Annotated in this window: 12 protein-coding genes; 6 read left to right on the top strand and 6 right to left on the bottom strand. The window is 59.8% G+C overall.

Annotated elements, in window-relative coordinates:
- Window positions 1–567 precede the first annotated feature (567 nt).
- From M7F93_RS08930 to gluQRS, 6 genes are all read right to left on the bottom strand, one after another.
- On the bottom strand, window positions 568–930 hold the full coding sequence (locus tag M7F93_RS08930) for a hypothetical protein (RefSeq protein WP_298172195.1): 363 nt from the start codon (window positions 928–930) through the stop codon (window positions 568–570).
- A gap of 257 nt (window positions 931–1,187) precedes the next feature.
- Complete coding sequence (hflD, locus tag M7F93_RS08925; protein ID WP_298172192.1) at window positions 1,188–1,856, bottom strand: high frequency lysogenization protein HflD; 669 nt, start codon at window positions 1,854–1,856, stop codon at window positions 1,188–1,190.
- 70 nt (window positions 1,857–1,926) lie between these two features.
- Window positions 1,927–4,524 carry a [protein-PII] uridylyltransferase gene (gene glnD, locus M7F93_RS08920; protein WP_298172189.1) on the bottom strand — a complete coding sequence of 866 codons (2,598 nt, stop codon included), beginning with the start codon at window positions 4,522–4,524 and terminating at the stop codon, window positions 1,927–1,929.
- A gap of 2 nt (window positions 4,525–4,526) precedes the next feature.
- On the bottom strand, window positions 4,527–5,336 hold the full coding sequence (map, locus tag M7F93_RS08915) for a type I methionyl aminopeptidase (protein WP_298172187.1): 810 nt from the start codon (window positions 5,334–5,336) through the stop codon (window positions 4,527–4,529).
- Window positions 5,337–5,354: 18 nt separating this feature from the next.
- Window positions 5,355–6,053 carry a DNA/RNA nuclease SfsA gene (gene sfsA / locus M7F93_RS08910; protein ID WP_298172184.1) on the bottom strand — a complete coding sequence of 233 codons (699 nt, stop codon included), beginning with the start codon at window positions 6,051–6,053 and terminating at the stop codon, window positions 5,355–5,357.
- A gap of 26 nt (window positions 6,054–6,079) precedes the next feature.
- Window positions 6,080–6,955 carry a tRNA glutamyl-Q(34) synthetase GluQRS gene (gene gluQRS / locus M7F93_RS08905; protein WP_298172181.1) on the bottom strand — a complete coding sequence of 292 codons (876 nt, stop codon included), beginning with the start codon at window positions 6,953–6,955 and terminating at the stop codon, window positions 6,080–6,082.
- A gap of 61 nt (window positions 6,956–7,016) precedes the next feature.
- On the opposite strand from gluQRS, the gene thiL reads away from it, so the two are divergent.
- From thiL to alaS, 6 genes are all read left to right on the top strand, one after another.
- Entirely contained in the window at window positions 7,017–8,042 is a 1,026-nt protein-coding gene (gene thiL / locus M7F93_RS08900; RefSeq protein ID WP_298172178.1) for a thiamine-phosphate kinase, read from the top strand.
- On the top strand, window positions 8,032–8,520 hold the full coding sequence (locus M7F93_RS08895; protein ID WP_298172175.1) for a phosphatidylglycerophosphatase A family protein: 489 nt from the start codon (window positions 8,032–8,034) through the stop codon (window positions 8,518–8,520). The genes thiL and M7F93_RS08895 overlap by 11 nt, the downstream gene beginning before the upstream one ends.
- The gene (locus tag M7F93_RS08890; protein WP_298172172.1) at window positions 8,517–9,365 is read left to right on the top strand and encodes a CinA family protein; all 849 of its coding nucleotides are present in this window, start codon (window positions 8,517–8,519) and stop codon (window positions 9,363–9,365) included. Before M7F93_RS08895 ends, M7F93_RS08890 begins: the two co-directional genes overlap by 4 nt.
- A 219-nt stretch (window positions 9,366–9,584) precedes the next feature.
- A complete protein-coding gene (gene recA / locus M7F93_RS08885) occupies window positions 9,585–10,622 on the top strand; it encodes a recombinase RecA (protein WP_298172198.1) in 1,038 nt (345 codons plus the stop codon).
- Window positions 10,623–11,078 carry a regulatory protein RecX gene (locus tag M7F93_RS08880; RefSeq protein ID WP_298172169.1) on the top strand — a complete coding sequence of 152 codons (456 nt, stop codon included), beginning with the start codon at window positions 10,623–10,625 and terminating at the stop codon, window positions 11,076–11,078.
- Window positions 11,079–11,147: 69 nt separating this feature from the next.
- A partial coding sequence (alaS, locus tag M7F93_RS08875; protein WP_298172167.1) for an alanine--tRNA ligase occupies window positions 11,148–12,335 on the top strand: 1,188 nt, incomplete at its 3' end.

Here is a 12,335-nt window from a genome sequence, read left to right as displayed (position 1 = left end):
AGCAAATCCAGCTCCCGCAACCGACGATCTCCGGGAAAAAATCCTGTTTGTCCGACCAGTCCCGCCATCGCGACTCTCCGCCCTAAAATCTACTCCCTACATTTTACTGCATATGGGGAGTTTTTCGAACTTCCCCATAGTTTTTACCTTCATGCCGGGAGGATGATGCCACCGATGTGGTAGCGGAGGCACGCTCTTTCGATTCGCGAGGTTTTTGTTGCTTGTCGAAGGGGTGAACCCACACTATGGTTGTAAACCAACCCTTGCATACTTTACGTTTCCATACTGAAAATGCAACCGCAGTGGACCCCGTCCAGGCGAAAAAGCAATTCGCTGATATCGTGGATGGGGTCGTTCCGCAATTTACCCCCGCCTCGGCACGAAAGCCAAAGTAGCATCGAGATCGAAGCCGATTCGGCGGTAGGCTGTGATGACAGCCTGCAACGGATGGTCAAGGAGTGCCGTACTTGTGCTCCATTACCAGCAATACCATCTCACCCACTGATCCCCCTTCTTGGTCGGTCTGAGCCTTGTCCGAAAAGTGAGCAGCCTTTCACTGATCTCCAGCTATTGGTGGTGATCGGTCTTTCCATCATCCGAGTGGATAATAGTTGCCCCATAGATAGTGATCTCGTCAAAGTAGGTGGGATCATCCTGACATTCGGCGACGGCGGCGGCGAGGGCGCCAACTATTGTCCCCAAATTCCAGTCGGGGGCGATCGCCCGAATGCTTTCCAGCCAGTAGCGATCCGTCTGCTCTTGTTCCTTTTCGCGAATTTTGGCGGTCAAGAGTTCTTTTTCTTGCTGAATTCGCCGCAATTGATCCCTGATTCTGCGAATGGTCGGGCTTTCGACGTTGTTTGCAGGCTCCAGAGGGATTTCCTTGGGTTTGTTACGAGAGGTTCTGCTCAGAATATGTAATGCGGACATCGGTATGCTCATGGTGTGGTATGGTTGGTAAGGTCAGGGAAGGCATTATAAGGCGCAAACCAGGTGGAGACGAGTGGCCGTGTGAATGCAAGTTGACACGATACAGGCGTGGGATCAGCCGCTTTGTTCACGCATACACCCGTGTAAGGTTGGTTGCCCAACCTGAAGCAGGAATTGAGGGCATAGAAGCGGGATGCAGGTCTGTCCCGACGACGTGGCTACGGGCCACCGGCCCCAGGGGGCCATGAATGAGAGGGTTAGAAGATGCCGTGCTGTGGATGCGTGGCCAGCAGTTCTTCTGCTTCCTGGCAGAGTCCGCGTCGCTCCAGGATGGCGCCGGGCAGCTGACCACCCGCCTGTCGCCACAAGACCGCCGCACGAATGCCGCTGAGCAAGAGGGTGCGGATGCGCGCAGCATCGTCGGGATCGCTCAGAAAGCGGCTTTCACCGCTGACAATGATGCGCGGGCGCAGGGTACCGATGGCCTCGGTGTAAGTCTGGGCGAGTCCGGCAATGATGCTGCGCTGTGCCGGGTCGCTAAAATGGATGACCTGGCGCTGTGCCTGTTCGATGCCTTCCTGGACGCGTTGGGTAGCGGACGAATTTTTAAGCAGACGTTTGCCAAGGGTGGTCAGCGCCATGCTGTAGCGTAGTAGCTCGGCCTCTTGGGCGTTGCCGGGGCCGCGTTGCAGCAGGGGGCAGAGCAGGGCCAGGGGCTGACGCAGGCTGTCGACATCACCCAAGGCACGCAGGCTGTCCTGGCATTCCAGAGCGAGAATGCTCTGAATACAGGTCTGCAGCAGTTCTCCGGGCTGAGTACCATTGCGGGCAATGTTCTGCACCAGCAGGGCGCTGCGCAGGACGCCGGCGAGGGCCAGGGCGCGGTCGCGGCGCCGCCGGGCATCAGGAAGAAGGAATGACCACATGATTTTGAGCCTGTCTGAAGAAAGGGCGACTGTGCTGAAAATGAGAGTGTACCTGACCAACCTGCATCGTCTACGCGGCCTTACCATTCAGGAGGTCGCCCAAGGTTTGGGTCAGCGCTTTGGCCTGTGCGTCCGTCAGTTTGCGCCCACGCTCGTTGAGGATGAAAAAGGTATCTTCTACCCGCTCACCAAAAGTGGAGACTTTGGCACCGTGGATGTTGAGTTGTAAAGCGCGTAATGTCTCACCCACCTGATAGAGCAGCCCCAGATGATCAGCGGCGCGCACCTCCAGCAGGGTGTAGCGGGGTAGGGCGCGGTTGTCCACCCGGATCTCGGCGGGAACATGGGCAAAAAAACGATGACGTGGGTCGCGATGACGTAATCCAAAGCGGGGTTTGCTGGCCGTCTCTCCTTCGATAATCGCGCGCAGCTCGGCAGCGAGGTCAGTGTGGGCCTGGGCACTGTGGGCGAAGGCGTGGCTATTGTCGATGACCAGGAAAGTATCGATAGCGCGCCCATCCTCGCTGGTATCGATCCGAGCGTCGATAATGTTCAGGGACTGACGATCCAGTGCGCCGGTAATTTGCTGAAAAAGCCCCGGCCGGTCCGAACCGTAAATCAGAATTTCACTGCCATCGGGCGCATGGGGCTGTACGGCGACGAGGGTTTTGTGGCCCTCGTGCGCCAGTATTTCCCGGCAATGCCAGAGCAGTTCGTCCTCGCTGTAACGCAGGAAATAAGGACCGGAAAGATGTTGCCAGAGGGCACGTGCCCGCGGCTGGTCCATACTGGCGATTCCCTCTAAAACAGCGTGCTGTTTATCGGCGACGATTTGCGGAAGGTCCCGTGTCTGGCGATCTTCTCGCTGGAGTTCGCTGGCCGTCGCCCGGTACAGCGTGCTGAGCAATAACCCCTTCCAGTCATTCCAGAGATCCGGATTGGTGGCTCGCATATCGGCGACGGTGAGGAGCAGAAGATAGGCAAGATGCCGTTCATCCTGGACCAGATGGGCAAAATCGCGGATGACCTGCGGATCTTCGAGGTCACGCCGCTGGGAGACGCTGGACATTTGCAGGTGTTGTTCCACCAGCCAGACGATCAGTTCCGTATCGCGGGGCGACAACTGTAAACGCCGGGCAAAACGCCGGGCTTCCTGCGCGCCGATTTTGGAGTGATCACCACCGCGGCCTTTGCCTATATCATGAAAGAGGCCGGCCAGCACCAGCAACTCCGGTTTTTCGACCTGTTCCCGGGCGGCGTTGGCAACAGGCATCTGTGGTGTCTCGCTGGTCCATATCTGACCGAGGTTGCGGAGCAAAAAGAGGGTATGCTGATCAACGGTATACACGTGGAAGAGGTCGTGCTGGATGCGTCCGGTAATGTGTCCGAAAGCGGGGAGTATTCGCGCCAAAATGCCACATTGCTGCATCATTTTGAGGCTGCGATAGGCGCCGTCCGGTTGGGCGAGAATGGCGAGAAATTCCCTCCGCGCAATAGGATCACGATTGAGATCACATGGATGAATAGCGTTCCGTAATGCGTAAAGCTGGCGTTGGGTCTGGGCATCGAGGGTGCGCTGCCGGGAGTCCTCCGCCAGACTGCGGAACAGGCTCAGAATGTGCTGAAGCAATTGCGGATCATCGCGGTGCAGCGTGGGCAGGGGCAGGGCGACGCGTTGGTCGGCGACCATCGGTACTGTTTTGCGGGTGGCCAGTTGCTGCGCGATATTCTCCTGCGCAATGGCGGAGACGCGCAGGATGTCGGCGAAGGCGCGGTAGAGCTTTTGCATCAGTTGTTCGACGGCACTGCGCCCGGGCCGGTCGGTGTAACCCAATTGCCGCGCCAGCGGTACCTGCAAGTCGAGGCGCAGACGGTCTTCGTGGCGTCCGGTGGCATAGTGCAGGGCGATCCGCAGGCGGGAGAGCAGGGCCTGGGCGCGCAGGATCTGGCGGTATTCCTCGCCGGTAATGGTGCCCTCATCGCGCAGACGACGCAGACTGCCTTCCCCAAAAACACTGGCTGCGAGCCATTGCAGGTGATGGATATCACGCAACGCGCCGGGACCTTCCTTGACGTTGGGTTCGAGATGAAAAGCGGTATCGCTGCACCGGGCGTGACGATTTTCCTGCTCCGCCAGCTTGGCGGCGAAAAACAACGGTGGGGACCAAGAGGGATTATCCTGCAAGGCGCGATTCAGATCCTGCAGCAAGGGATGTGATCCCGCGAGATAACGGGATTCCAGCAGGGTGGTAGCGATACCCAGATCCCGATGTGACTCCTGTAAGCATTCGTCCACGCTGCGGACACTGTGTCCCACTTGCATTTGCAGATCCCAGAGACTGGTCAGGAAGCCTTCGACGAAGTCTTTTTGTATTGTGGTCAGGAGGCTGGGGGTCAGAATCAAGAGGTCAATATCGGAGCCGGGGAAAAGCGTGCCACGCCCGTATCCGCCCACGGCCACCAGGGTGAGCTGTTCAGCGGTTGACGTGTCTGTGCCCGATGGTGTCTGCCAGAGCTTGCGCAAGGCGCTGTCCACCAGGCGACAGTGCTGGCGGAGCAAGATGCTGCTGCTCTGCTGTGGCGAAAAGGCAGCTTGCAGCGACCCCTGGGCCTCGCGCAAGGCCGCATGGGGTGCTGGCGCCCGGGCTTGCGCGACGCGGCTCGTCATTCTTAGATAGGGTCGCCAGGTAGTTGGGTCAGTATTTCGTAGCCATCGTCAGTAACCAGAATGGTGTGCTCCCACTGGGCGGAGGCGCTGTGATCCTTGGTGACGATGGTCCAGCCGTCGGGCAGGGCCTTGATATGGCGTTTGCCGGCATTGACCATGGGCTCGATGGTGAAGGTCATGCCTGCTACCAGTTCAATGCCTTCGCCGGGATTACCATAGTGCAATACTTGCGGTTCGTCGTGAAAAACCCGACCGATACCATGTCCGCAGAATTCCCGCACAATGGAGCAATGCTGCGCCTCGGCGTAGACCTGGATGGCATGGCCGACATCGCCCAGGGTCGCACCGGGCCGCACCTGCTGAATGCCGCGCACCATGGCTTCATGGGCCACTTCCATGACGCGCCGCGAACGCAAAGGGACCTCGCCGACGGTGAACATTTTGCTGCTGTCGCCATGATAGCCGTCTTTGATGACGGTGACGTCGATGTTCAGCATGTCGCCTTCCTTCAGTACCCGGTCACCGGGAATACCGTGACAAATCACATGGTTGAGAGAAATGCAGACAGACTTGGGAAAGGGTGGATATTCCGGGCTGGGCTGATAGTTGAGCGGTGCCGGAATGCCCTGCAGGTCATTGACAATGTAATCGTGACAAATGCGATCCAACTCACCGGTAGAGATGCCGGCTTTGACATGGGGGCCGATCATCTTCAGCACCATGGCCGTGAGCTGGCCGGCGACCCGCATTTTTTCGATTTCTTCCGTGGTCTTGATATTGTCTTGGGGTGACTTTTTGCTGCGTTGTAACATATCATTCTCCTGAAACGGCTAAAAGAGAAGCGTCTCCGCCGCACTGAGGATGATTTTATCAGGACTGACGCGGGTCCGGTAGGCCAGAATTTCCACACCATCGGCGCGTGCTTGGCGCAAGGCCTTTCCATAGGCTGGATGGATAGCGTCGGCAGGAGCAAAACCCTGACCATCTTCCCGCCCGATCAAGAAGAACATCACCGCCCGCCCGCCGCTATGGACCACCTCGGTCAAGGCCTTTAGATGGCGCAGGGCACGGCTGCTGACTGCGTCTGGAAAGCGGATGACGCGGTCGTCCTCCAGCAGCGTGCAGGATTTTACCTCTACGTAGCAGGGTGGCTGGCCCTCGGTACTGAGCAGGATATCGATGCGTTCATGGCTGCCATAAGGCACCTCTCGGCGTAATTGCGTGTAATGTTGCAGGATGGGTATTTTGCCCGCCGCGAGGGCTTCGGCGACCACCGCGTTGGGGCGCTGGGTGTTGACGCAGACCCAACTGGCGCCGCTCCAGTAGAGCTCCCAGGTCCAGGCCAATTTGCGTTTGGGGTTGTCGCTGAGGGAGAGCAGGATGGGCTGACCGGGCTCGGCACAACTGCGCATGCTCCCGGAGTTGGGGCAATGCACAGTGAGTATTTCGCCGCTGACCAACTGGCAATCGGCCAAGAAGCGTTTGTAGCGGCGGAGCAGAGTGGCGGGGATTAGTGAGGGTAGATCCATCGAGGGTAGCTTAGCGCTACGCTGCGCTACAGGCCAGCGGCAGTCATGCGATAAAGAAGCTTCTCTTCAGTCATCTGTATCAACGCCCAGTCACGCCACAGCGCTGCGTCGGCACCATGAAGGTCATGAGGCGTAATCCAACCCAACAGATGCAACGTTTTTTCCCAAGCCTGACTAGGGTCGCCAGCCCATGCGGGGCTGTCGGCACTTTTTGAGAGCTTATGTCCCGCGGCATTAAAAAGCAGTGGCAGATGTCCATATTGCGGATGCGGCAGGCCCAGCGCGCTTTGCAGGTGACGCTGTACCCCGGTAAGTGCGAGCAGATCAGCGCCACGGATCACTTCGCTGACGCCTTGCTCACCGTCGTCCACCGCGCAGGCCAGCATATAGGCAAAGTAACCGTCCGCACGCAGCAGGATGGGATCGCCCTGGATTGCCGGGGTGTGCTGCCAGCCGTGAAAGCGGTCCTCCCAGGGGTTAAGGATGTCCGGCACCCGCAGGCGCCAGGAGCGGGTCTGCCGTCCGGGTGCCAGACCCGCCCGGCAGACACCCGGATAACGCGCACCGAAGCTGCGGATTTCCTGACGGGTACAGGCACAGGGGTAGGCGGTGCCCTGTGCTTGCAAAGCCTCCAGCGTATCTTGGTAGACGTTCTTGCGGGTGGCTTGCGTCTGCACCGGTCCGTCCCAGTCCAGGGCCAGAGCCTCCAGTTGCCGGAGAATGGTGTCGGCGGCACCGGGACGCACGCGGCCCTCATCCACATCCTCCAGGCGCAACAGCCAGCGTCCGCCCTGACTGCGGGCACTGAGATAGCTGCCAATGGCGGCAATGAGTGATCCCGCATGGAGTGGGCCGCTGGGGGAGGGCGCAAAGCGTCCGGTGACAGTGGGGGTGCTGGGCATGGCTTCCTTCAGGTGATGTCCTTGCTATAGTAGCGCGAGCATCGGCAAAAACGGAGTGAACATGGCGGGCGGAGAGTTTGCGCTCATAGAACAGTTACGGAGTCGCCTCGGTAAGACGGGCAAGGGTGTGCGGCTCGGTATCGGCGACGACGCTGCCTGGCTGGACCCCGCGGGTCGGCAACTGGTGGCGACGATGGATACGCTGGTTGCCGACCGCCATTTCTTTCCCGATGTCCGTCCCTATGATCTGGCCTGGAAAGCGCTGGCCGTCAATCTGAGTGATCTCGCCGCCATGGGTGCGGAAGCGCGCTGGTGTTTGCTCAGTCTGGCCCTGCCGCTGCGCGCTGCGGGCTATTATGGGGCGTGGATGGAAGACTTTATGGCGGGGTGGGGTGCGCTCGCCGAGCGCTATGGCGTTACCCTGGCAGGGGGGGATACGGTAGCTACGGATGGACCGCTGACGCTCTCCATAACCGCATTGGGGCTGGTAGATCGATGTGTTATGCGTCGTGATACGGCTCGGCCCGGAGACATGGTCTGGATCACCGGCAGTCTCGGAGATGCTGCCGCAGCTCTGGATTTGGCTTTGGTGGAGCTTGGTCAGGAGGGGCAAAGTTTCTCCTGTTCAGCAGCCCAGCGGGAAGCACTGGAAGCACGACGTCTGCGGCCCACGCCCCGCCTCGAATTTGGTGAAGCGGCCGCAGCATGCGGCGTGTGTTGCGCTATGGATTGCTCCGACGGCTTTCTGGCGGATCTCAGCCATATTTTGGAAGCATCGGGTGTCCATGCGCAGATTGCCCTGGATGCACTGCCGCTCAGCCGGGAACTGATGGATTTGGCCGGTGAAGATCCGGAACGCTGGCAACGTTGGCCCCTGACCGGCGGCGATGATTATGAACTCATTCTTTGTGCCCCTGCTGCACTTTCTGCGGCTTTACAACGGGTAGCCGCTGCCCTGTCTCTGCGTCTGACCGCAGTGGGCAGCATCCTGTCCCCGAATCCCAATGGGCAAGCTGCGGTAACCCTGACCTGGCGGGATCAGCCACTGTCGTTGCCTTCCTCCTGGGGGCATGTCCATGCACTCTAGACCGTGGTATCACTGGCTGGCATTCGGCGGCGGCGGCGGTCTGTCGCCGGTGCTTCCGGGGACTATGGGCACTATCGCGGCGATCCCCCTCTATCTACTGTTGGCCTTCGTGCTGCAAAATCATATGGTTTACACGCTCGCTCTACTGGGGATGATCGCCGTAGGCCCATGGCTCTGCGGAGTTACGGCGCGGGAGATGCAAAATGGCGGTAGCGGCAAACGTGCCCTGGATCCCCCGGCGATTGTCTGGGACGAGTGGGTAGGTCTGCTGCTCACCCTCTGGCTGGTGCCTTTCGGCTGGTGGACATTGCTCGTCGGGTTCCTGCTCTTCCGCTTTTTTGACATGCTCAAACCCTGGCCGATTTCCTGGCTGGACAAACATGTTCACGGCGGCACCGGCATTATGCTCGATGATATCGCTGCGGCGATCCCGGCACTGATTATTTTACGACTGATTTTGTGGGCGGGCTGGTTATGACGGATACCCCTACGGAATCCTTGCAGATATTTCTGCCCATGCGTCCTGCCGCGTTGCCGGATGCCCAGCGTCTCGCGGTCTGGGCCAGACGTGCCGGTGTGGATGTCCGGGTAGGCCTCGTCGCCACACTGCCCGCTTGTTCCGGCATGGCTTTGGCCATTGGCGAGTTTGTGAACGCTGCAGACTGGATAAAATCGGCATCTTGCACCCATCTGTCTGCCGGTGACTGGGGCGGATTGCGGGATTGGGCACGCGCGTCTTTGCCGGCTTGCCCGCTACCTTGGAGTCTGTTCAACGATCGTGGCCCTGAACCGGAGATTTTGCCGGGCGAGTACTGGGTCGAATCGGGAACAACTGCCGCCTTGCCGTTGCAAATGGCCCCGCCGGAATGGTGTCTGCTCCAGCAGGCCGGTGCACAAGGCCCCCGACTCGCCTTGGCGGAGTCTTGCACGGGCGGCGGCCTTGCCGCCCGCATCACCGCCTTATCTGGCTCCTCGGAGCTGTTGCGGCACGGATTTGTCACCTACAGCAATGCCGCGAAAGTGCAATGGCTACAGGTGCAGGAAAGCACCCTCGCGCAGATCGGGGCCGTAGCAGAGGAGACCGCACTGGAAATGCTGACGGGCGCCTTGCGCGACGCCGATCTCGCGGCGGCCATCACGGGTATTGCAGGGCCGGGGGGCGCGGTGCCCGGCAAGCCCGTGGGCACCGTTTGTATTGCCTGGGGTGCGCGGAATGCCGGAGCGCAAGTGCGGACCTGCCATTTCTCAGGAGATCGCTGGTCGGTGCAGTATGCGGCGGGCTCGGTGGCCCTGGGGGGGTTGCTCGGACTATTGCTAGAGTAAAAGCCGAAGACACCAGCAAGGTTGGACGGCGGCCGACCCGCCAAATGGCTGTCCCCCGGCCATCAGTCGTTTGCCCTGCTCGCCCGCTCAGGTAGAATGCCGGAAAAGGTTGTTCCGATGACCCGCTGTTCCGGGTGACCAGGTCCCGCCGCGCGCCACTGCAAAATGGTGGTTTGAAAGGATAGGATAACCCTACTATATCAGGAGAAGGAAAGCATGATGGATGAACAGCGTAGCAAGGCCCTTGCGGCCGCCCTGTCACAGATCGACAAGCAGTTTGGCAAAGGCGCCGTCATGCGCCTCGGTGATCATAATGCCATCAAGGACATTGAGGTCTACTCCACCGGTTCGCTGGGATTGGACCTTGCTCTAGGTGTCGGTGGTTTGCCGCGGGGCCGGGTGGTAGAGATCTACGGACCGGAGTCTTCCGGCAAGACCACCCTCACCCTGCACGCCATCGCCAGTTGTCAGGCGGCCGGAGGCACCGCGGCTTTCATTGATGCCGAACATGCCCTGGACCCCAGTTATGCCCATAAGCTCGGCGTCGATCTGGAAAACCTCCTGATCTCCCAGCCGGATACCGGCGAGCAGGCGCTGGAAATCGCCGATATGCTGGTACGCTCCGGGGCCGTCGACCTGATTGTGATCGACTCCGTAGCCGCACTGACCCCCAAAGCGGAAATTGAAGGTGACATGGGCGACTCCCACGTCGGTCTGCAAGCCCGTCTGATGAGTCAGGCCCTGCGCAAGCTCACCGCCAATATCTCCCGGACCAACACCCTGGTTATCTTCATCAACCAGATTCGTATGAAAATCGGGGTGATGTACGGCAGCCCGGAAACCACCACCGGTGGTAACGCCCTCAAATTCTACGCCTCCGTGCGTCTCGATATCCGCCGCATCGGCGCGATCAAAAAGAGCGACGAAGTGGTGGGCAACGATACCCGCGTCAAGGTGGTCAAGAATAAGGTGGCACCGCCTTTCCGCGAAGCCGAGTTCGCCATCTATTACGGCGAAGGCATCTCCCGTCTTTCCGAACTGGTGGACCTCGGCGTGAAGTTCGACATCGTCGAAAAAAGTGGCGCCTGGTACAGCTATCAGGGAGAACGTATCGGCCAAGGCAAGGACAATGCCCGCCAGTACCTCAAAGAGCATCCGGAACTGGCGGTCAATATCGAGCAGCGGATACGGGCAGCGGCAGCAGGACATCCGCTGGCCTTTGCCGAAGATGTGGTCGAGTCCGCAGCGGTCGAGTAATTGACGGCAGAACGCCGCGACCCCACCGCGCTGGCGCTACGGCTGCTGGCGCGTCGGGAATATGGACGCTTGGAGTTGCGTGACAAATTGCTCCGTGCGGGATATGACGCAGGGGACGTGGCGCTGGCGCTGGACGCACTTGTCGCTGCCGGTTATCAGGATGATGCGCGTTACGCGGAAATGCTCACCCGTACCCGCGTGCGTCAGGGGCACGGGCCGTTGCGTTTGCGTCAGGACTTGCAACGGGCAGGCGTCGAACCTGCCGCAGACACAGAGATTGACTGGCTGGTGCAGGCTAAGGCCGTCTATCAGAAGCGTTTTGGCGATACAGTGCCAGCGGACGCTAAAGATTATGCTCGGCGCGTCCGTTTTCTGGCAGGACGTGGATTTACCGGGGACATCATTCGACGCGTACTTGCGGCAACCGGCAGAGAGGGGGATTTCTCTGCGGATTGACAGCGGGTGAGGGACGGAGACCCCCCGCCCGGAGACAAAAACACTTTATCTTTGAACAATGGAAGACCGATGCAAGCGCAAGCCATTCGCCAAGCTTTTCTGGAGTATTTTGTGGAGCAGGGGCACCAGATCGTACCCTCCAGCCCGCTGATTCCCCGTAATGATCCGACCCTGCTGTTCACCAACGCCGGCATGGTGCCCTTCAAGGACGTTTTTCTGGGCCTGGAAACCCGCCCCTACCGGCGTGCCGTCTCCTCGCAGCGCTGTATGCGCGCGGGTGGCAAGCATAACGATCTGGAAAATGTCGGCTATACAGCGCGGCACCACACCTTTTTTGAAATGCTGGGTAACTTCTCTTTTGGCGACTATTTCAAGCGGGAAGTCATCGGTTTCGCTTGGCGCTTTCTCACCGAACGTCTGAGCCTGCCGCCGGAAAAGCTCTGGATTACGGTTTACGAAGAGGATGATGAGGCGGCTGACATCTGGATTGACGAGATCGGCATTGATCCCGCGCGCCTCTCCCGCTGTGGCGAAAAGGATAACTTCTGGAGCATGGGTGACACCGGCCCTTGTGGCCCTTGCTCAGAGATTTTCTATGACCACGGCCCCCACATTCCCGGAGGCCCTCCGGGCAGCCCCGAGGCCGATGGCGACCGTTACATCGAAATCTGGAACCTGGTCTTCATGCAGTTTGACCGGGACAGCAGCGGCACCCTGACCCCTCTGCCCAAACCCTCTGTCGATACCGGCATGGGTTTGGAGCGTCTCGCGGCCGTGCTCCAGGGTGTACACAACAACTATGACACCGACCTCTTCAAGCCGCTGATTGCCGCAGCAGCTACGCTCTGTGGCAATACTTACGGTAGTGATACGGCGACGGACACCAGTTTGCGGGTGCTGGCGGATCACATCCGCGCTTGCAGCTTTCTCATCACCGATGGCGTCCTGCCCGCCAACGAGGGGCGCGGCTATGTACTGCGCCGCATTATCCGCCGCGCCGTGCGGCATGGCCGCAAGCTGGGCATGGAGACCGTATTTTTTCATCAACTGGTGGCGCCACTGGTAGCCGAGATGGGTAGCGCTTTCCCTGAACTCACGCTGGCACAGCGCGAAGTCGAGCGTGCTCTGGAGCGTGAGGAAACCCGATTCCGGGAAACGCTGGAGCGCGGGCTCAGTCTGCTGGAAGAGGCTATTGCAGGTCTGGCAGCGGGTGCCGCCATTCCCGGCGAGATCATTTTCCGGCTCGCGGATACCTTT

This window comes from Acidithiobacillus sp. (genome assembly GCF_027322205.1).
Lineage (GTDB): Bacteria > Pseudomonadota > Gammaproteobacteria > Acidithiobacillales > Acidithiobacillaceae > Acidithiobacillus.
Note: the sequence above shows the minus strand (reverse complement) of the source record. Positions and strands in the feature narration are given on the sequence as shown.